The 20,353-nt window shown below is 71.7% G+C and carries 18 protein-coding genes and 1 tRNA gene; 12 read left to right on the top strand and 7 right to left on the bottom strand.

Features of this window, described 5'->3' with window-relative positions; translation table 11 throughout:
• Positions 1-124 precede the first annotated feature (124 nt).
• Positions 125-1,783 (bottom strand): urocanate hydratase, encoded by a 1,659-nt coding sequence (gene hutU / locus AB0917_RS23220; protein ID WP_366821541.1) that lies wholly within the window; start codon positions 1,781-1,783, stop codon positions 125-127.
• A 134-nt stretch (positions 1,784-1,917) separates the two neighbouring features.
• Here hutU and AB0917_RS23215 point away from each other — a divergent pair, with 134 nt between their 5' ends.
• From AB0917_RS23215 to AB0917_RS23195, 5 genes are all read left to right on the top strand, one after another.
• Positions 1,918-3,291, top strand: a complete 1,374-nt coding sequence (locus AB0917_RS23215) for an APC family permease (protein WP_366821540.1) — start codon at positions 1,918-1,920, stop codon at positions 3,289-3,291.
• A gap of 157 nt (positions 3,292-3,448) precedes the next feature.
• Entirely contained in the window at positions 3,449-3,862 is a 414-nt protein-coding gene (locus AB0917_RS23210; protein ID WP_366821539.1) for a hypothetical protein, read from the top strand.
• Positions 3,859-4,668: a helix-turn-helix domain-containing protein gene (locus tag AB0917_RS23205; RefSeq protein ID WP_366821538.1), complete on the top strand. Its 810-nt coding sequence runs from the start codon at positions 3,859-3,861 to the stop codon at positions 4,666-4,668. Before AB0917_RS23210 ends, AB0917_RS23205 begins: the two co-directional genes overlap by 4 nt.
• Before the next feature lie 38 nt (positions 4,669-4,706).
• Entirely contained in the window at positions 4,707-5,171 is a 465-nt protein-coding gene (locus tag AB0917_RS23200; RefSeq protein WP_366821537.1) for a roadblock/LC7 domain-containing protein, read from the top strand.
• A 128-nt stretch (positions 5,172-5,299) separates the two neighbouring features.
• The gene (locus AB0917_RS23195; RefSeq protein ID WP_366821536.1) at positions 5,300-5,674 is read left to right on the top strand and encodes a hypothetical protein; all 375 of its coding nucleotides are present in this window, start codon (positions 5,300-5,302) and stop codon (positions 5,672-5,674) included.
• A 44-nt stretch (positions 5,675-5,718) separates the two neighbouring features.
• Here AB0917_RS23195 and AB0917_RS23190 read toward each other — a convergent pair whose 3' ends face one another.
• Positions 5,719-6,258 (bottom strand): hypothetical protein, encoded by a 540-nt coding sequence (locus AB0917_RS23190; RefSeq protein WP_366821535.1) that lies wholly within the window; start codon positions 6,256-6,258, stop codon positions 5,719-5,721.
• A 227-nt stretch (positions 6,259-6,485) separates the two neighbouring features.
• Complete coding sequence (locus AB0917_RS23185; protein WP_366821534.1) at positions 6,486-7,331, bottom strand: MurR/RpiR family transcriptional regulator; 846 nt, start codon at positions 7,329-7,331, stop codon at positions 6,486-6,488.
• Positions 7,332-7,493: 162 nt separating this feature from the next.
• On the opposite strand from AB0917_RS23185, the gene AB0917_RS23180 reads away from it, so the two are divergent.
• Entirely contained in the window at positions 7,494-7,952 is a 459-nt protein-coding gene (locus AB0917_RS23180) for a protein-tyrosine phosphatase family protein (protein ID WP_366821533.1), read from the top strand.
• Positions 7,953-8,051: 99 nt separating this feature from the next.
• Positions 8,052-8,489 (top strand): hypothetical protein, encoded by a 438-nt coding sequence (locus AB0917_RS23175; protein ID WP_366821532.1) that lies wholly within the window; start codon positions 8,052-8,054, stop codon positions 8,487-8,489.
• Between the two features lie 498 nt (positions 8,490-8,987).
• Here the strand turns inward: AB0917_RS23175 and AB0917_RS23170 are convergent, their stop codons facing one another.
• Positions 8,988-10,391 (bottom strand): cystathionine beta-synthase, encoded by a 1,404-nt coding sequence (locus tag AB0917_RS23170; RefSeq protein ID WP_366821531.1) that lies wholly within the window; start codon positions 10,389-10,391, stop codon positions 8,988-8,990.
• 219 nt (positions 10,392-10,610) lie between these two features.
• Between AB0917_RS23170 and AB0917_RS23165 the strand changes: the two genes are divergently transcribed.
• The 3 genes from AB0917_RS23165 to AB0917_RS23155 all read left to right on the top strand — a co-directional run bounded on the left by AB0917_RS23165 (position 10,611) and on the right by AB0917_RS23155 (position 14,351).
• The gene (locus AB0917_RS23165) at positions 10,611-11,618 is read left to right on the top strand and encodes an SGNH/GDSL hydrolase family protein (RefSeq protein ID WP_366821546.1); all 1,008 of its coding nucleotides are present in this window, start codon (positions 10,611-10,613) and stop codon (positions 11,616-11,618) included.
• A 248-nt stretch (positions 11,619-11,866) separates the two neighbouring features.
• Entirely contained in the window at positions 11,867-13,087 is a 1,221-nt protein-coding gene (locus AB0917_RS23160) for an acetyl-CoA C-acetyltransferase (RefSeq protein ID WP_366821530.1), read from the top strand.
• A gap of 385 nt (positions 13,088-13,472) precedes the next feature.
• Positions 13,473-14,351 (top strand): hypothetical protein, encoded by an 879-nt coding sequence (locus AB0917_RS23155; RefSeq protein WP_366821529.1) that lies wholly within the window; start codon positions 13,473-13,475, stop codon positions 14,349-14,351.
• Between the two features lie 137 nt (positions 14,352-14,488).
• Here the strand turns inward: AB0917_RS23155 and AB0917_RS23150 are convergent, their stop codons facing one another.
• The 3 genes from AB0917_RS23150 to AB0917_RS23140 form a co-directional block, all read right to left on the bottom strand.
• The gene (locus AB0917_RS23150) at positions 14,489-14,806 is read right to left on the bottom strand and encodes a hypothetical protein (RefSeq protein ID WP_366821528.1); all 318 of its coding nucleotides are present in this window, start codon (positions 14,804-14,806) and stop codon (positions 14,489-14,491) included.
• Between the two features lie 169 nt (positions 14,807-14,975).
• On the bottom strand, positions 14,976-15,860 hold the full coding sequence (locus AB0917_RS23145; RefSeq protein WP_366821527.1) for a Bax inhibitor-1/YccA family protein: 885 nt from the start codon (positions 15,858-15,860) through the stop codon (positions 14,976-14,978).
• A 247-nt stretch (positions 15,861-16,107) separates the two neighbouring features.
• A tRNA-Leu gene (locus tag AB0917_RS23140) sits at positions 16,108-16,193 on the bottom strand.
• A gap of 554 nt (positions 16,194-16,747) precedes the next feature.
• Here AB0917_RS23140 and AB0917_RS23135 point away from each other — a divergent pair.
• Both AB0917_RS23135 and AB0917_RS23130 read left to right on the top strand, forming a co-directional pair.
• Positions 16,748-17,518, top strand: coding sequence for an ABC transporter ATP-binding protein (locus AB0917_RS23135; RefSeq protein ID WP_366821526.1), 771 nt, complete (start codon positions 16,748-16,750; stop codon positions 17,516-17,518).
• 155 nt (positions 17,519-17,673) lie between these two features.
• A complete protein-coding gene (locus AB0917_RS23130; RefSeq protein ID WP_366821525.1) occupies positions 17,674-20,208 on the top strand; it encodes an FtsX-like permease family protein in 2,535 nt (844 codons plus the stop codon).
• Positions 20,209-20,353 lie beyond the last annotated feature (145 nt).

Here is a 20,353-nt window from a genome sequence, read left to right as displayed (position 1 = left end):
TCACCCGTACGCCACTGGGGCGCGGGGCCCCCGGAGGGTGCGGCGGCACCTCGGGGCGAGCCCTCGGCCGCACCCCTTGGCGTACCTCCGGCCCCGGGCAGGTGCCCCGGCGTGCCCATAGGCATCAGTTGCCCTCCGCCATCGGTACGCGTACGCCCTTGTCCGTGGCGACGGACTCCGCAATGTCGTAGCCCGCGTCGACATGGCGGATGACGCCCATGCCCGGGTCGTTCGTCAGCACGCGGCGGACCTTCTCGCCCGCGAGCTTGGTGCCGTCCGCGACGGAGACCTGGCCCGCGTGGATGGAGCGGCCCATGCCGACGCCGCCGCCGTGGTGGAGGGAGACCCAGGAGGCGCCGGAGGCGACGTTGACCATGGCGTTCAGGAGCGGCCAGTCGGCGATGGCGTCGGAGCCGTCGAGCATGGCCTCGGTCTCGCGGTACGGGGAGGCGACCGAGCCGCAGTCCAGGTGGTCGCGGCCGATGGCGAGCGGGGCGGCCAGTTCGCCGCTCGCGACCATGTCGTTGAAACGCTCGCCGGCCTTGTCGCGCTCGCCGTAGCCGAGCCAGCAGATGCGGGCGGGCAGGCCCTGGAAGTGGACGCGTTCGCCGGCCATCTTGATCCAGCGGTGCAGCGACTCGTTCTCCGGGAAGAGCTCCAGGATCGCCTTGTCCGTCTTGTGGATGTCGGACGCCTCGCCGGAGAGGGCGGCCCAGCGGAAGGGGCCCTTGCCCTCGCAGAAGAGGGGCCGGATGTAGGCGGGGACGAAGCCGGGGAAGTCGAAGGCGCGGGCGTACCCGGCGAGCTGGGCCTCGCCGCGGATGGAGTTGCCGTAGTCGAAGACCTCGGCCCCGGCGTCCATGAAGCCGACCATGGCCTCGACGTGGCGGGCCATCGACTCGCGGGCGCGCTGGGTGAAGTCGGCGGGCTTCTCGGCGGCCAGGTCCGCCATGTCGTCGAAGTCGACGCCGAGGGGGAGGTAGGCCAGCGGGTCGTGGGCGCTGGTCTGGTCGGTGACGATGTCGATCGGCGCGCCCTCGGCGAGCATCCGGGGCAGCAGCTCCGCCGCGTTGCCCAGGAGGCCGATGGAGAGCGGGCGGCGGGCGTCGCGGGCCTCGACGGCGAGCTGGAGGGCGTGCTCCAGGTTGTCGGCCTTCACGTCCAGGAAGCGGTGTTCGATGCGGCGCTCGATGGCGCGCGGGTCGCAGTCGATGCAGAGGGCGACGCCGTCGTTCATGGTGACGGCGAGCGGCTGGGCGCCGCCCATGCCGCCGAGCCCGGCGGTCAGCGTGATCGTCCCGGCCAGGGTCCCGCCGAACTTCTTCGCGGCGACGGCGGCGAAGGTCTCGTAGGTGCCCTGGAGGATGCCCTGGGTGCCGATGTAGATCCAGGACCCGGCGGTCATCTGGCCGTACATGGTGAGGCCGAGCGCCTCCAGGCGGCGGAACTCCTCCCAGTTGGCCCAGTCGCCGACCAGGTTGGAGTTGGCGATCAGGACGCGCGGCGCCCACTCGTGGGTCTGCATGACGCCGACCGGCCGCCCGGACTGGACGAGCATCGTCTCGTCCTGCTTGAGCGTCCGGAGGGTGCGGACCATCGCGTCGAACGAGCGCCAGTCGCGGGCCGCCTTCCCCGTACCGCCGTAGACGACGAGCTTGTCGGGGTGCTCGGCGACCTCGGGGTCCAGGTTGTTCTGGAGCATGCGCAGGGCGGCTTCCTGCTGCCATCCCAGGGCGCTGAGAGCGCTGCCGCGCGGCGCTCGTACGGGGCGGGGTCCTGACATGGCGGTGCCTCCTCGCGACGGTGAAAATCTATTCACATCCTGAGGCGCTGAATAGTCGTAGTCAACAGGTGGGGTTCGCGCCGCGTCCGGGAAAGCGTCTCCCGACCCGTCGCAGGCCCGTCCCGGAGGCACCGATGAGCACGCCCGGCACACCCGCGCCCACCGCCCCCGGGGGATCACCGCCGCTCAAGCGGGCGCTCGGCCCCAAGCTGCTGATCCTCTTCGTCGTCGGCGACATCCTGGGCACCGGCATCTACGCCACCACCGGGGACGTGGCGGGCAAGGCGGGCGGCGCGCTGTGGCTGCCGTTCGCGATCGGGTTCGTCGTCGCGATGCTGACGGCGGCCTCGTACGTGGAGCTCGTCGGCAAGTACCCGAAGGCCGCCGGGGCCGCGCTCTACACCCAGAAGGCGTTCAAGGTCCCCTTCCTCACCTTCGTCGTCGCCTTCCTGGTCATGTGCTCCGGGCTCTCCTCGGCGAGCGCGGCGGCCCGCGCGTTCGGCGGCGACTATTTGGGGGAGTTCACCGACGCGGTGCCGCCGACCCTCGTCGCGATCCTGTTCATCCTGGCGCTGGCCGCGGTCAACCTGCGCGGGGTCTCCGAGTCGGTGAAGGCGAACGTCGTCATGACCCTGGTGGAGGTCAGCGGCCTCGCGGTGATCCTGGGAATCGGCGCGTACGCCGTACTGAGCGGCGGCGGGGAGCCCTCCCGGCTGACCCAGATCGAGACCGGCGGAACCGGGTACGCCCTGCTCACCGGTGTGCTCGGCGCCACCGCGCTCGGCTTCTTCGCCTTCGTGGGCTTCGAGGATTCGGTGAACATGGCCGAGGAGACCAAGGACCCCGCCCGCAGCTTCCCCCGCGCCATCTTCATCGGCGTGGCCGTCACCGGCACCATCTACGTCCTGGTCGCCCTGGTCTCCTCGCTCCTGGTCGACTCCCGCACCCTGGCGGACTCCAGCGGCCCGCTGCTGGAGGTGGTGAAGGCGGGCGGCGTCGATTTTCCGCCGAAACTCTTCGCGCTGATCGCCCTGTTCGCGGTCACCAACTCGGCGCTGATCAACCTCATGATGGCCTCGCGGCTCTGCTACGGCATGGCGAACGAACGCATCCTGCCGCCCGGGATGGGCAAGGTGCTGGCGGGCCGCCGCACCCCCTGGGCCGGCATCGTCTTCGTCACCGTCCTGGCCGTCGGCCTGGTCTCCACCGGCGAGATCGAAGGGCTCGGCGACACCACCTCGTTCCTGCTGCTCTGCGTCTTCGGCGTGGTCAACGTCGCCGTGCTGGTGCTGCGCAAGGACCGGGTGGAGCACCGGCACTTCCGTACGCCGACCGCCCTGCCGGTGCTCGGCGCGGTCACCTCGCTGATCCTGGCGAGCCCGCTCGCCGACCGGGGCTCCGACGTGTACGTACGCGCCGGGGTCCTGCTGCTGATCGGCATCGGGCTGTGGGCGGTGAACAAGGCGGTGATGACGGCCCGCGAGAAGTCCGGCGCCCCGTCGCCCTGACGCGGCGTCACCTCGGCTCCCGGCCAACGCATTCCAGCCGCTCCTTTACACCCCGGGGCGCATGTACCAAAGGAAAATGCCAGAACTTCCACCAGCGGTGAGCACGATGCGTAGCCTCGGGGTCACAGCCGTACGCCGCGTCGGGAGGGGAATCCGCGTGCCCGGAATCGACGAGTGCCTGCTCGAAGTCATGAGGCTGCCCGGCGCCCGGGGCGCCTCGGTGGTCGACTGGACGAGCGGCCTCGCGCTCGGCACCATCGGCGAGTCCCCCAACGGCGACCACGAGGCGACGGCGGCCGAGACGGCGGAGGTCGCCCGGATGACCGCCGAACAGCCCGCCTTCGCCCACCTGGCGGCGGGTGGCTCCACCGAACGCTCCCAGGAAGCGCCGAGCACCCCCGTCGAGGACGTCATCGTCACCACCCAGGACGGCTACCACATGCTCCGCTTCGTCGAGACAGCCTTCGACAGCAGCGTCTTCCTCCACCTCTGGCTGGACCGCTCCGAAGGCAATCTCGCGCTCGCCCGGATGCGCCTGGGCGAGCTGGCCGAGCGGCTGGTGCTGGCGTGAGCGCGATAGCCGCCGACCCCGGCCCACCAGGGACCGACCGGCTCCCGGTCTGCTCCCCGATGCTCCAGCGCCTCGCCGCCGAGCGGGCCACCGGCGCCCTGATGCGCGACCGCGGCACGCTCTACCTCGCCGACGGCCAGGTGGTGCACGCCGAGAGCCCCGCCACCCCCGGCATCGACGTGCTCCTCACCACCGGCGGCACCCTGCGGCACGAGGGCTGGTGGGACGCGGTGGCACAGGCCGGGGCCGGCCGGCGGGTCGGCCGCTACCTCGTGGACAGCGGCCATGTGCCGGGCGGGGCGCTGGAGTTGTGCCATCTGGGCGCGCTGTACGACGCCGCGTTCTTCGCCCTCGCCCCGACCGGCACACCCGCCCGCTTCCGTTACGGGGTGTCCCACTGGATCGGCCCGGTGCGGCCGGTCCCGGTGGCCGCCGTACAGCGCGAGACGCTGCGCAGACGCGAGCTGCTGGACCGGATCTGGCCCGACGCGTCCTGCGACGGCGCCCCCGTGGCGCGGTCGGCGGCGCACCCCGGCGACAGCCCCGTACCGGCCCGCCAGCGCGCGGTCCTGGAGCTGGCCGACGGTGTGCGTACGGCCTCCGACATCGCCCAGGCGCTGGGCCGCTCGGCGTTCCACATCCTGGTCGACCTGCGGCGCCTGGCCGCGGCCGGCCTGGTGGAGGCGGTCCGCGCGCAGCCGCTGCCCGCCGCCCGCGCATCCGGCCGGATCACGCTCCCCGAGGTGACGGCCGACCCTGATATCGCCCTGCTGCGCCGGCTCCGAGACGCATTGGAGGCCCTGTGATACGCGCGCTCAGACAGCGTGCCGGGAGGAGACAGCTGATGGTTCCCGAGGCCGGGACGCGCGGTGTGCTCGACGAGCTCCAGCGGTTACGGGCCCGGGTCCCCCTCCTCGCCGGGGCGCTGGCCGCCTCCACCGACGGCCTGGTCCTGGCCCACGACACCCCGGGCATCGAGGCCGAGGGCGTCGCCGCCCTCACCGCCGCCGCGCTCGGCGTATCGATCCGGATGACGGAGGCCACCGGCCGCGGCGGGTTCCGGGAGCTCCTGGTCCGCGGTGAGAACGGCTACATCGCCACCTACGCCGCCGGCTCCTCCGCCGTCCTGACCCTGCTGGCCGAGGACCGCATCAACGTCGGCCGGCTCCATCTGGAGGGCCGCCGCGCGGGCGCCCGGATCGGCGAACTCGTCGACACCGCGCTGGAACGCGCCGAGCGCACGCCCCCCGCCCCCACCGCGCCACCGCGCACCGCCCCGGGCCACACCCTTCCGCAGCGGCCCACGTAACCCTCCCCGTAGCCCCTGCCCGTAGCTCCAAGACCACCGGGACTCACGCCATCACGCGGAAACCCACGTCACCCATACAGAAACGGCCCCGGTCACCGCGACCGGCCACGGAAAGGAAACGAGCCTCCATGGCGAACACCGAAGCGTCACTGAAGGAAGCGATGAGCTCGATCGAGGGCGCCACGGGTGTGGCCCTCGTCGACTACACGAGCGGGATGGCGCTGGGCACGCTCGGCGGCGGCAAGGACTTCAACCTGGAAGTCGCCGCCGCGGGCAACACCGACGTGGTCCGCGCCAAGCTCCGCACCATGGAGCACCTGGGCCTCAAGGACGAGATCGAGGACATCCTCATCACGCTGGGCACCCAGTACCACCTGATCCGGCTGCTCAGGACCCGTGGCAGCAACGGCCTCTTCCTCTACCTGGTGCTGGACGCGAGCCGGGCGAACCTGGCGATGGCCCGCCACCAGCTGAAGAAGATCGAGGCCGACCTGGAGGTCTGAGCCCCTCCGGGAGACCCGGAGGCCTGAGCACATCCCGTCCCCCCTCACCGGCGGCGACGCCGCGCCCCGCCCGGCGCGGCGTCCCCCGCCTCCGGTCCCGTCGTCCGGTGCCCCGCCACCCGCTCGGCGACCGGGCTGCCGCCCCGGGCCCAGTCGGTGCGCACCCAGTACAGGACGTCGTCCCGGCGCTCCCGCTGCCCGATCCGTACGGCCTTCGCCCACAGACCGGCGCCCACGCCCGCGAGCACCAGCCCGCCGGCGCCCGGCAGCGCGAACGAGGAAGCCACCGCCACCACGAACGCCCCCAGCAGCCACCACCGGTGCCCGCGCCGCCACCTCCGTACGGTCACGGCCCGGTCCTGGAGGAAGTCGCCGCGCCCCGCTCGGGAGGCGCTCCGGGCCAGCTCCGCGTACCGCCCGCCGCGCGCCAGGAGCACGAGGGCCGCGGTGACGATGAAGAGCGCCGCCCCGGCCAGCAGCCCGATCCGGCGTCCGGTCAGCCCCGATACGAACGCCCCCGCCGCGGCCGCCACCAGCCCGGCCCACCACAGCGGTGCCGCCCCGGCCCGTACGATCACGGCCACTCTCGCCAGCGACTGTCCTCCGCGCCCCACGTCCGTACCCCTCTTTCAGCGATGTCCTGCCCTGTCCGGCGGCGTCCAGCGGTGTCCCGCTCCTCGCGGTGCCGCGACGCCGCCGCGGTGCTTCTGGGCGCGGAGGTTAACGGCCGCAGATGAGCGATGCGTGAGAATCCGCGAAAATGCCGGGCCCTGGCCCCGGGCGGCCCCTCACTCCACGAAGAGCCCCCACGTCACTCCACGAACAGCCCCCACGCCGCCGCCCGTACGTCGAACTCCTCCAGCCGCGCCTGGGCGTCGGGCAGTTCGTCGCACATCGCCTCCAGCAGCACCCGCCCCAGCAGCATCGGCGCGCAGACGGTGTCGAAGGAGAGCCCGGAGCCGATGGCCGCCGGGAGCAGCAGATCGCTGTGTTTGGCGACCGGCGCGAACGCGGAGTCGGCGACCGTCACGACGGTGAGCCCCTGCGCCCCGGCGTACGCCAGCGCCTCCACGCACTCCTTGGGGTGGCGGGGCAGCGCGAAGCACATCAGGGCGGTGGCGCCGGCCCGGCGGGCGGAGTCGATCCGGTCCAGGAGCATGGAGCCGCCCTCGTCGAGCACCCGGACGTCGGGGTGCACCTTGGCGGCGAAGTAGCCGAACCCGCGCGCCTGCGAGGAGGCCGCGCGCAGCCCCAGCACGGGCAGCGGCCGCGACCCGGCCAGCAGGCGGCCCGCCCGCTCCACGGGCCCGGGGTCGGCGAGGAGGTCGGAGAGGTGCTGGAGGTTCTCGATCTCGGCGCGGACGGCCTGCTGGTACTCGTTGTACGTCTCCCCCGCCTCCTCCTGCTCCGCGTCGGCGGGCGCCACCTCGCGCAGGTGGCGGCGGAGCGCCGGGTAGCCGTCGAAGCCGAGGGCGACGGCGAAGCGGGTGACGGAGGGCTGGCTGACCCCGGCGAGCTCGGCCAGCTCGACGCTGGAGAGGAACGGCGCGTCGGCCGCCCGGCGGACCATGCAGTGCGCGATGCGCCGCTGGGTGGGCGTGAGCCGGTGCCCCTCGAAGAGCCGCTGCAACCGCGCGGCGGGGCTGCTCCCACTCATGCTGTCCCCTTGCTGGATCCGTCGCGCCACGATCGGCGCCGACAGATCCATTCAGCCAGGAAGGCTCCTGTATGTCCATATGCAGCGGGTGGACAGACGTCTCACGGTCACGGAACCATCAGGCCGTTCATCCCCGCCGGACCGATCGCGACAGGAACCGACATGACCGAACCATGGAACGCGGATGCCGACCGGGTGATCCAGCTCCCCTCCGGGCGCAGGCTCCGGGGGCGCGGCCTCAGATACGACCTGCCCGAGGGGCAGACCCCCACGTTCGCCGTGCACCTGACGGGCCATCGGCCGGCCGACCCTCCGTGGGAGTCCGTCTGGGTGCCCTGGCGGGACTTCTGGCTTCCCGCCGACCCGGCGGACGCGATGCGCACACTGCGCCTCGCCCACGAGCGGGCCGCGGACGACCGCGTGGAGATCTGCTGCGGAGGCGGCATCGGCCGGACCGGCACGGCACTGTCCGCGATCTGCGTCCTCGAGGGCATGGGCCCCAAGGAGGCGGTCAGGTGGGTGCGGCGGAACCACCACCCCCGCGCGGTCGAGGTGCCCTGGCAGCGACGTTTCGTCCGTCAGGCCTTCGCCGCCCGAGCCGCCGGTGCGGGGCAGGCGTGACCGCGTGCGGTCCGGCCGTGCGGCAGCCGGGAGAACCCCCGGAAAATACGGGGGCTAGCACCCGTGCTGCGGCCCGTCGCCGCTCGTAACGTAACGGGCATGGAAGCCCGTGACCACGACCTGAAGAAGGAGCTCTCCGCCACCCTCCAGGCGCGCGGCGAGCTGGGGCCGGAGTACGAGTCCGCGCTCATCGACTCGTTCCTGGAGAAGGTCGAGCAGCGCCTGGACTCCACCATGGACCGCCAGGTCCGGCGCCACCTCGCCGAGCAGCAGGTGACAGCCGCCCGGGACCCCCGTTCCGCACGGCCGCCGTCGGCGGCGGGGCCGGCGCCCGGCTTCGGGGAGCGGTTCGGGTTCGGGGTGGTCTCGCTCGTCCTGGCCGTCCCGCTCTCCGCGATCGGGGTCGTCAACGCGGGCATCGAGGGGCTGGTGGTGGCCTGGATGGGGATCGTCGGGGTGAACGCGGTCCACGCGGCGCGCAACGGGGGCCTGTTCCGGCAGCGGCAGCGGCGCGCGGCCTCCGACTGGCAGGACTGACCGGGTGCTGTGACTGCCCGGGTGACGTGACCGACTGGGTGCTGTGACCGACCGAGTGATATGTGACCGACCGAGTGACGCGACTGACCAAGTGCTGTGACTGACCGAGTGACGTGACCGACCGAACGCTGTGACCGACCGAGTGACGTGACCGACCGAGTGCTGTGACCGGAAACGACAGCGCGGCCGGGCCCACGGAGGGCCTGGCCGCGCGTCGAGGTATGTCGCGGGGGCCGCCGCACCCCCGGTGGCCCGGAGGGCGGGACGACGGCGGTCCCCGCGAGGGACGGGGTCCGGGTCAGGGCCGGATGCCCGCGTCCGGGCGACGGTGGAGGTCCGGGAGCCGCTCCGTAGTCCGGTGTCGCCGTTCTGGGTGCCGGCGGGTCTCCCTGCCGACACCCACCAATGTGCCGGAGCCGTGTTAAGCGGGTGCTGCGCGGACGTGACGCTCTCGTACCGTTTCCGCGAAACCGCGGCGCCCCGGCCCCCGGCCGGACCTCACCCCTTGGCGCCGGCCTCCTTCGCGAGGAACGCCAGCACGTCCTGCCTGCTCACGACGCCCTTGGGCTTCCCCTCGACCAGCACGATCGCCGCGTCGGAGCCATCGGCACCGCTGAGCGCGGCCATCAGGTCCTCGACCGGTTCGCCGGAGCCGACCTGCGGCAGCGGGGCCGACATGTGCTTCTCCAGCGGGTCGGTGAGCGAGGCGCGCTGGGTGAACAGGGCGTCCAGCAGCTGCCGCTCCACGACGGAGCCGATGACCTCGGCGGCCATCACGTCGGGGTGGCCGGCGCCCGGCTTCACGATCGGCATCTGGGAGACGCCGTACTCACGCAGGACGTCGATGGCCTGGCCGACCGTCTCGTCCGGGTGCATGTGCACGAGGGAGGGCAGCGGGCCCTGCTTGAAGTCCAGCACCGCGCTGACCTGGGGGGAGGAGCTGGTGTCCTCCAGGAAGCCGTAGTCGGCCATCCACTCGTCGTTGAAGATCTTGCTGAGGTAGCCGCGGCCGCTGTCGGGCAGCAGCACCACCACGACGTCGTCCGGGCCGAGCCGCCGGGCGACCTCCAGGGCCCCGACGACCGCCATGCCGCAGGAGCCGCCGACGAGCAGGCCCTCCTCCTTGGCGAGGCGGCGGGTCATCTGGAAGGTGTCCTTGTCGGAGACCGCGACGATCTCGTCCGTGACGGTGCGGTCGTACGCGCTCGGCCAGAAGTCCTCGCCGACCCCCTCGACCAGGTACGGACGCCCGGAGCCGCCGGAGTAGACCGAGCCCTCCGGGTCCGCGCCGATGACCTGGACCGCGCCGTCGCTGACCTCCTTGAGGTAGCGCCCGGTGCCGCTGATCGTGCCGCCGGTGCCGACGCCCGTGACGAAGTGGGTGATCTTCCCCTCCGTCTGCTCCCACAGTTCGGGACCGGTGGTCTCGTAGTGCGAGCGCGGGTTGTTCGGGTTGGAGTACTGGTCCGGCTTCCAGGCGCCCGGCGTCTCGGTGACCAGCCGGTCGGAGACGTTGTAGTACGAGTCCGGGTGCTCAGGGTCGACGGCCGTGGGGCAGACGACGACCTCCGCGCCGTATGCGCGCAGCACGTTGATCTTGTCCGTGGACACCTTGTCCGGACAGACGAAGATGCACTTGTAGCCCTTCTGCTGGGCGACGATCGCGAGGCCGACGCCCGTGTTGCCGCTGGTCGGCTCGACGATCGTGCCGCCGGGCTTGAGCTCGCCGCTCTGCTCGGCCGCCTCGATCATGCGCAGGGCGATGCGGTCCTTCACCGACCCGCCGGGGTTGAAGTACTCGACCTTGGCCAGGACGGTCGCCTGGATGCCTGCCGTGACGTTGCGCAGCCTCACCAGCGGGGTGTTGCCGACAAGTGTGATCAGCGAATCGTGGAATTGCACCGTGTACTCCGGGATCTCCGAGATGGTCCGGCCCAGGGTATGCGTACGAGCCGGACTGTGCGTCGGTACGGACTCCGCCCCTGGACCGGGCGGCCGGATACGGAGCGTACGGGCCCGGAAACGTGCGGTGCGATTGGGCGGCGCCCTTCACGGGGCAGGTAGGTACATGTAGCGCTGTACGGCGAGGAGGAGGTGGACCGGACTGTGTCGAGAGCAAGGGTGGCACGGCGGATCGCGGCGGGCGCGGCTTACGGCGGTGGGAGCATCGGACTGATCGGTGCGGCGGCCGTGGGCGTGTTCCTGGCGGAGGTCCAGCTCGCGAAGAGGCAGGTGGGCGGTAACACAGCGCCCGTTCCGCCGAGCGCGGACGGGCGGTACGGGGTGGCGTTCGCCGGCCCGGACGATCCGTTGCGGCTCGGGATGCTCGGCGATTCGACGGCCGCGGGCCAAGGGGTGCGGCGAGCCGGGCAGACCCCGGGGGCGCTGCTCGCCTCGGGGCTCGCGGCGGTGGCCGAGCGCCCGGTGGACCTGCGGAACGTGGCCCTGCCGGGGGCCAGGTCGGACGATCTGGAGCGGCAGGTGTCGCTGCTGCTGGCGGACCCGGCCCGCACCCCGGACGTCTGCGTGATCATGATCGGGGCGAACGACGTCACCCACCGGATGCCCGCCACCCAGTCGGTGCGCTGTCTGACGACGGCGGTGCGCAGGCTGCGGACGGCGGGGGCGGAGGTGGTCGTGGGGACCTGCCCGGACCTGGGCACGATCGAGCCGGTCTACCAGCCGCTGCGCTGGCTGGCCCGGCGGGTGAGCCGGCAGCTGGCGGCGGCGCAGACGATCGGCTCGGTGGAGCAGGGCGGGCGCACGGTGTCGCTGGGCGACCTGCTGGGCCCGGAGTTCGCGGCGAACCCGCGCGAGCTGTTCGGGCCGGACAACTACCACCCCTCCGCCGAGGGGTACGCGACGGCGGCCATGGCGGTGCTGCCCACGCTCTGCGCGGTGCTGGGCCTGTGGCCGGAGTCGGACCGCCTGGACGGCTCCCGCCGCGAGGGCATCCTGCCGGTGGCCAAGGCGGCCTCCCAGGCGGCCCGCGAGGCCGGTACGGAGGTCACGGGGGCCCGCGCCCCCTGGGCCCTCCTCAAGCACCGCAGGCGGCGGCGCCTGCCCGCCTCCCCGGAGACGGAACCGGCGCCCCACCCGCACCCCGACGCGGCACACGGGCACACGTAGACGGCACGTAGACGGCACGCAGACGGCACGCAGACGGACATCACCCGGCAGGCCGACCGGCCAGGCACACCGGCCGAGCGCGGGAACCAAGCGCGGGAACCAAGCGCAACGACCAAGCGACCTGAGCAAGCGCTTAGAAAAGAGTCCCGCATCACACGGCCTGCCGGGTGACCCGGGCGTTACGCCCGGGTAGCTTCCAGAGGAGTTCCCTCGTCCACCCAGCCTTCCAGCCCTCATGGAGCCGCGTGATGCCCGAAGCCGTGATCGTCTCTGCCGCCCGTTCGCCGATCGGCCGCGCCTTCAAGGGGTCCCTCAAGGACCTGCGCGCGGACGACCTGACCGCCACGATCATCCAGACCGCGCTGGCCAAGGTCCCCGAGCTGGACCCGAGGGACATCGACGACCTGATGCTGGGCTGCGGCCTGCCCGGGGGCGAGCAGGGCAACAACCTGGGCCGCGTCATCGCCGTACAGATGGGGATGGACCACCTTCCCGGCTGTACGGTCACCCGCTACTGCTCCTCCTCGCTGCAGACCAGCCGGATGGCGCTGCACGCGATCAAGGCCGGCGAGGGCGACGTCTTCATCTCGGCGGGCGTCGAGATGGTGTCCCGCTTCACCAAGGGCAACTCCGACAGCCTGCCGGACACGCACAACCCGCTCTTCGCCGAGGCCGAGGCCCGCACCGCCGCCCGCGCCGAGGAGTCCGGCGCGGGCTGGCACGACCCGCGCGAGGACGGGCTCGTCCCGGACGCGTACATCTCGATGGGGCAGACGGCGGAGAACCTGGCCCGGTCCAAGGGCGTCACCCGCCAGGAGATGGACGAGTTCGGCGTACGGTCGCAGAACCTCGCGGAGGAAGCCCTGAAGAACGGCTTCTGGGAGCGGGAGATCACCCCGGTCACCACCCCCGACGGCACGGTCGTCTCCAAGGACGACGGCCCGCGCGCGGGCGTCACGCTGGAGGGCGTGCAGGGCCTGAAGCCGGTCTTCCGCCCCGACGGCCTGGTCACCGCGGGCAACTGCTGCCCGCTGAACGACGGCGCCGCCGCCCTGGTGATCATGTCCGACACCAAGGCGCGCGAGCTGGGCCTGACCCCGCTGGCCCGGATCGTCTCCACGGGCGTCTCCGGCCTCTCCCCCGAGATCATGGGGTACGGCCCGGTCGAGGCCAGCAAGCAGGCGCTGAAGCGGGCCGGCCTGACCATCGGCGACATCGACCTCGCCGAGCTCAACGAGGCGTTCGCCGCCCAGGTCATCCCCTCCTACCGGGACCTCGGCCTGCCGCTGGAGAAGGTCAACGTCAACGGCGGCGCGATCGCGGTCGGCCACCCCTTCGGCATGACGGGCGCCCGCATCACCGGCACGCTGATCAACAGCCTCCAGTTCCACGACAAGCAGTGGGGCCTGGAGACGATGTGCGTGGGCGGCGGCCAGGGCATGGCGATGGTGATCGAGCGGCTGAGCTGAGCCGCAGCGGAGGGTAGGGGTCGTGCGAGGTACGCGTACGGCACCTGCCCGCAGCGGAGGCGAAGCTCAGCGCGACCACGAGCACGAGCGGCCGAGTCAGGCCTGTACGGTCCCGGGGGCTTTGTTCGCGGGCCCCGGGGCTTCCCTCGCCACGGGGTGTCCGAATCCGGCCGAGCCCCGACCGTGACCGAATCTCCCCCAGGATGTGATCTGCGTCCCGGGGGAGATACGTTTCCCCAGGTCACCGTGGATATGGGGGTAAACCCAGGACCGAAAGACCTGTCCATTTCGTGACGTAATGCACTGACAGCCGCTCCGGGTAGAGGTCAAGCTGATGTAGGAAGTCGGGGGTATCGATTGAAATCGGGAGTTGTCAGTGAGCGCCATGTCATTTGCCCTGTTGCTGACCACCGCCGCTGCCACGGCCGTCGGCGCCGCCGCGCTGCATGCCGCTCACGGGCTGCGCAAGCAGGTCTCGGGCCTGCGCTCGGAGCTGGCCGAGGGCCGCGCTCTCGCCGCGTCGGTGCCACCGCAGAGCCGTAGTACCGCCACCCCCGCCGAGGAGATACGCGCGGCCGTGACCGAGGCGCTGGCCGAGGAGCGCGAGCGCGAGCTGGCCGAGGCGCGCGCCTTCTGGGCCGCCCAGGAGGCCCGCGACGCGGCGGACGCCCCTTCCCTGCTGGGCGGGCTGCCCGTGCTCGGAGAGGACGCCCCGTTCTACCTGCCGCGCCAGACCGACTTCGCCGGCCTGGAGTCGATGGACCTCGAAGCGGCCGAGGCGATGGAGGAGCTGGCGGAGCTGAGCGAGCGGACGCTCGCCGAGCACGAGGCCGCCGACCTCGCCGGTGAGCTGACGGACCTGCCGGAGGTCGCGGACCACCCCGAGGACTCCCCCGAACTGGCCGCGGCCCGCCGCCGCCACCCCTCGCACCCGGACTTCGTCCCCGTACAGACCCCGGTGGTCACCGACCACGAGCGCACCGTGAGCCGCCTGGAGGAGCTGGCCGACCTGGCCACCGAGCTCACCGACGTGCGGCCGGGACCGCTGGGCACGCTCGACGTGTACGTCTTCGCGGACGGCACCACGCTCTGTATGACCCCCGGCCACCGCGAGACGGCCGAGCGGCTCGCGGACGCGCTGCGGTCGGGCCGGCAGCCGGTGCTGCTGGGCGGCTCGGGTGTCTCCGGCGCCTATGCGCTGACCTTCTCCTGCGGCGAGGACAACGTCTACATCCTGGCGGACCGCGTCATAGCCTCGTTCTGACCGAACCGAACCGAACCAGACCGGTCCGAACTAAGCCGAACAGACCGGTCCGAACCGAGCCGGACCGAGCCGGACCGGACCGAGCCGGTTCCGACCGACCCACCACCAGCTCCCCGGCTCCCCCGGCGCGGGCCCGACTACGCGAAAGCCCGCGCCGCCGCTTCCTCGACGTATCGCACGGCCTCGTCCAGCTCTCCGGGCGGGGCCGTCACCAGTGACACGGCCAGGTCCCGCCCGGCGACGGCGAGTTGGTCGCCCACCGCGAACACCCCGGCGTCCGGAACCACCCGCGGCTCCGCCCCCGGGCTCTCGAAGCGCTGGGCCCGTACGGCGAGTTCGCGGGCGACGGCCAGCGCCTCGGCGGCCGCCCCGCGCTGGAGGCGGCTCTGCGGGGCCGAGCGCAGCCGGTCGGCGAATCGGTCCACGACCAGGATCAGAGGCGTCGTATCGAGCACGCGCCCGACCCTACGCGCCCCTCGCGCCCGGCTGCCACGCCGCCCCACCCGCCATCCCGTACGGGAGCACCTCTGCGCGCCCCCTGCGCAGGCGACATCGGAAGGGCCCGCAGGCGCGATGCCTGCGGGCCCTTCCGATGGTGTCTGCCGGTGCGTGGTGCGTTACCGGTCAGTCGTCGCCGCTGAGGATGGCGACCAGGCGCAGCATCTCGATGTAGATCCACACCAGGGTCACGGTGAGGCCGAAGGCGGCCAGCCACGCCTCCTCGCGCGGAGCGCCGTACGCGATGCCGTCCTCGACCTGCTTGAAGTTGAGGGCGAGGATGCACGCGCCGATCACGATGGCCACGATGCCGAAGATGATGCCGAGCGCGCCGCTGCGGAAGCCGAGGCCGTCACCGCCGCCGAAGACGGCGAACAGCATGTTGACCATCATCAGCAGCATGAAGCCGATGGTGGCGGCCATCACGAAGCCGTAGAAACGCCGCGTGACCCGGATCAGACCGGTGCGGTAGGCGATCAGCACACCGGCGAAGACCGCCATCGTGCCGATCACGGCCTGCATCGCGGCGCCGGGGGCGACGTAGACACTGACGATGTTGCTGACGATGCCGAGGAAGACACCCTCGAACGCCGCGTACGTCAGGATCAGCGGCGGCGAGGGCCGGCGCTTGAACGAGTTCACCAGCGACAGCACGAAGCCGATGATCGCGGCACCGATGGCGACACCGTAGGCACTGCCCAGGTTCGCCTCGTCGACCGGCATGACCCACCAGGCGATGGCGGCGGCCACGACGACCAGGCCGAGCGTCATCGCCGTACGCGTCACCACGTCGTCGATGGTCATCGCGTCGGTGCGCGCGGGCGCCGGGGCGCCGGGCTGGGTGCCCTGCTGTGCGTAGGGGTTGGTGGCGTACGGGTTTGCGGCGGTGCCCTGCGCGAACGGGTTGGCCCCCGTCGCGGCGGCCCCGGCCTGCGGCGCCGCGTTGAAGCCCGCGTGGCCGTTGTCGCGGCTGAACCCCCGTCGCGAGAAGACCGGGTTGCTGCTCCTCATCTCACTCCTCCATGGCCACACTGCGTGGCCTCGCGACAAGAGTAATGGGTAGGCAAAAGAACCACCCCAGTACCAGGGGAGGATCTTTGTCACCAACGCCCACGCCGATCGCCTTCTCGGGGCGCACCGCTGCCGTGCGCCGACCGTAGCGATGCGTTCCGGCGCCGCGTTCCCGTGGTGTTCCCCAATCGGCACATGGGGGGCATGAATTCGTGCCGTTGCCGCCGCTCACTCCCAGTGAGGAGCCTGGTGCCCGGAGCCGGACTCGAACCGGCACGCCCCCGAGGGGCAGCGAGGTTTAAGCTCGCCGTGTCTACGTTCCACCATCCGGGCGTGCCGCGCGGCTCCGCGTTGGCAACTGACCCTATCCGGGGGCGTCCCCCGATCAGCGGAACGGTGGCGCGATGTTGTCCTATTTTATTGACCACTTGAGGGGCCATCAGCACATGAGAGCGGCCTCACCACGCGCCCGTACCGGTTACCGGTGAGCAGCACGCCGTACGGGATTGACGGAAAGTCGCTGCACCCGTACGGCCCAGTGCGCCAGGTGTGCGCCAGGCCTCGCCAGGGGGTGCGCCACCCTCGGGATCCGGGGTGTCGGAGGAGGCTCTCGTTCCGCCTGGGCGGGGGCCTTCGCGGATCGGAGAGCAGTGATCACCCTGTGTCACCGGGCCGCCTCGCGGGCGGAGCGTCAGGGTCGGTGTCATACCCGAGGAGGACGGTCTCACCCCTGTGATGCGACTCAAGAGGGCCACGGGAACGGGCATCGGGAGTGACGCCCCGGGGCGATCGGAACGTCACGATGGAGTAGTCCCCGAGGCACCGCCGTCAGCGCGGGCCGCGTCACCACCGCATGCGTCCGCATCACCCGAACCAGGAGCGTCCCTGTGACCACCACCCCCACCGTTCACCGCGCCACCGCGGTGGCTGCCCGCGCCACGGAGCTGTCGAAGGTCTACGGCGAGGGGGAGACGCAGGTCGTCGCCCTGGACCGGGTGACCGTGGACTTCCCGCAGGGCGAGTTCACGGCGATCATGGGTCCCTCGGGCTCGGGCAAGTCGACGCTGATGCACTGCGTCGCCGGTCTCGACAGCTTCAGCAGCGGTTCGGTGCGCATCGGCGAGACCGAGCTGTCCACGCTGAAGGACAAGCAGCTCACGCAGTTGCGCCGGGACAAGATCGGCTTCATCTTCCAGGCGTTCAACCTGCTGCCGACGCTCACCGCGCTGGAGAACATCACCCTGCCGATGGACATAGCGGGCCGTAAGCCCGACGCCGCGTGGCTCCAGAAGGTCATCGACATGGTGGGGCTCTCGGAGCGGCTGAAGCACCGGCCCACCGAGCTCTCCGGCGGGCAGCAGCAGCGGGTCGCCGTGGCCCGCGCCCTGGCCTCGCAGCCCGAGATCATCTTCGGTGACGAGCCGACGGGGAACCTGGACTCCCGTTCCGGTGCCGAGGTTCTGGGCTTCCTGCGCAACTCGGTGCGCGAGCTGGGCCAGACCGTGGTGATGGTGACCCACGACCCGGTGGCCGCCTCCTACGCGGACCGGGTGATCTTCCTCGCGGACGGCGCGGTCGTCGACCAGATGATGCACCCGAGCGCCGACGGCGTCCTCGACCGGATGAAGGCGTTCGACGCGAAGGGGCGCACGAGCTGACGCGAGCGGCCCGCCGCCCAGAACGGCCGCCGCCCGGCTGACGCATGCGGTCACCGCATCCTGGCCGCCGCCCTCGCGTCCCCGTTCCCGTCCGTTCCCGTCCGTTCCCGTCTGTTCCCGTCCCCCTTCCGGAACCCATCCCAGGACACACCAACATGTTCCGTACCGCCCTGCGCAATGTCCTCGCGCACAAGGCCAGGCTGCTGATGACCGTGCTCGCCGTCATGCTCGGCGTAGCGTTCGTCTCCGGCACCCTCGTCTTCACCGACACCCTCGGCAACGCCTTCCGCAACCAGTCCGCCAAGAGCTACGACGATGTCGCCGTCGCCGTGGAGACGTACGCCGGCGGGCGCGACAACAAGACCCCCGGCCTCGACGACGCCACCCTGGACAAGATCCGCGGTGTGGACGGCGTGGCCTCCGTCACCGGCCGGGTCGACGGCTTCGCCGGGGTCGCCGACCCGGACGGCAAGCTCATCGGCAACGGCTGGTCCAACACCGGTGCCAACTTCGCCCCCGGCAAGGACGGCAAGGACAGCGCGTACGACTTCACCCAGGGCAGCGGCCCGGTGAAGAACGGCCAGGTCGCCCTCGACAAGGACACCGCCGCCAAGGGCGAGTACCGCGTCGGCGATCCGGTGCGGGTCGCCACCAACGGCCCGGTGAAGGAGTACACCCTCTCCGGCGTCTTCACCACCGAGGACGGCGCGGTCAACGCGGGCGGCAGCCTGGTGCTGTTCGACACCGCGACCGCCCAGCAGCTCTACCTGAAGCCCGGCGTCTTCCAGAACGCCACCGTGGCCGCCACCGCGGGCGCCTCCGACCAGAAGCTGCTGGACGCGATCGTTCCGCTGCTGCCGGAGGAGGCCACCGCGCAGACCGGCAAGGCCCTCGCGGACGAGCAGGCCCGGCAGATCGAGAGCGGTCTCACCGGCCTCAACACCATCCTGCTGGTCTTCGCCGGCATCGCCCTGTTCGTCGGTGTCTTCCTCATCGCCAACACCTTCACCATGCTGGTCGCCCAGCGCACCCGTGAGCTGGCCCTGATGCGGGCCATCGGCGCCTCCCGCCGCCAGGTCAAGCGCTCCGTGCTGATCGAGGCCGGCGTCGTCGGAACGCTCGCCTCCGTCATCGGCTTCGCCGTCGGCCTCGGCCTCGCCACCGGCCTGCGCTCCGGGATGGGCCTCCTGGGCGGCAAGATCCCGGCCGGACCACTGGTCGTCTCGCCCACCGCGGTCGGCTCCGCCTTCGCCGTCGGCATCCTGATCACCGTCCTGGCCGCCTGGCTGCCCGCCCGCCGGGCCGCGAGGATCGCCCCGGTCGCGGCGATGAGCAGCGTGCACGCCACCGCCTCCGTCAAGTCCCTGGTCGTACGGAACTCCATCGGCGGTGTCATCGCCCTGCTCGGTGCGGCGGGCATCGTCGGCGGTGCGGCGACCGGCGGGGAGAGCGGCCGCTACCTGGTCGCGGCCGGCGCCTTCTTCGCCCTGATCGGCATCATCATCCTGATCCCGCTGCTCTCCCGCCCGGTCATCGCCCTGGTGCGGCCGCTGCTGACGAAGGTGTTCGGCGTCTCGGGGAAGCTGGCCTCGCAGAACGCGGTCCGCAACCCGCGGCGTACCGGAGCCACCGCCTCCGCCCTGGCCATCGGGCTGACCCTGGTCACCGGCATCTCGGTGCTCGGCGTCACCCTCGGCCAGGCCATCGACAAGATGACCACGGACCACATCAAGGCCGACTACATGGTCTCGATGGCCAGTGGCGACTCCCTCGACGAGTCGGCGCTCACCGCCCTGTCGAAGGCGGACGGCGTCTCCGCGCTCTCGCCGCAGCAGTCGGTGTACTTCACGATCGACGGGGAGTTCCACTCGGCCTCGGGCGTCACCCCGGGCGATGTGGAGAAGGTCTTCACGGTGAAGACGGTCTCCGGATCGCTCTCCTCGCTGAAGGACGGCCAGGTGGCCGTCGGCGCCAAGACCGCGAAGTCCAACGGCTGGAAGACCGGCGACACCCTCCCGGTGACGTTCGACGACGACAAGAAGGGCGAGCTGACCGTCGGCGCCCTCTTCGAGGAGAACGAGTTCCTCTCGCCCTTCGTGATCCCGAAGGCGCTGGCGGACCAGCACAGCTCCGCCACCCACTCCGACATCCGCGAGATCTGGATCAAGACGGACGGCGGCGCCAGCCAGGCCAACGAGCAGGCCATCGTGGACGCGCTCGGCGACAACCCGGCGATGAGCGTCATGGACCGGCAGGACATCCGTGACATGTTCGGCGGCTTCGTGAACACCGCGCTGAACATCATGTACGGGCTGCTCGCCATGGCCCTGCTGATCGCGGTCCTCGGCGTCGTCAACACCCTCGCGATGTCGGTGTTCGAGCGCCAGCAGGAGATCGGCATGCTGCGGGCCATCGGTCTCGACCGCGGCCGCGTCAAGCGGATGATCCGCCTGGAGGCCGTCGTCATCTCGGTCTTCGGCGCGGTGATCGGGATCGCGCTGGGCGTCTTCCTCGGGTGGGCGATCGGCCAGACCCTGGCCGCCGACATCCCCGGCTACGCCCTGGTGATCCCGTGGGACCGCATCGCGGTCTTCCTGGTCCTCGCCGGCCTGGTGGGCGTCCTCGCCTCGCTGTGGCCCGCCCGCAGCGCCGCGAAGCTCAACATGCTGACGGCGATCAAGACCGAGTAACCGGGGGTCCCGGGGACCGGGACGGGACCGGGGACGGCGAGGGGCCGGTGCCCTTCGGTTTCCTTGCGCACCTCGTTGACCTGAAACTGGAAGACGCCCGCCGAGTTCTTGATATTGCGAACCCATTTTTCCATTTCCAGAACCA

This window comes from Streptomyces sp. NPDC007346, assembly GCF_040703535.1.
Taxonomy (GTDB): Bacteria; Actinomycetota; Actinomycetes; order Streptomycetales; family Streptomycetaceae; genus Streptomyces.
Note: the sequence above shows the minus strand (reverse complement) of the source record. Positions and strands in the feature narration are given on the sequence as shown.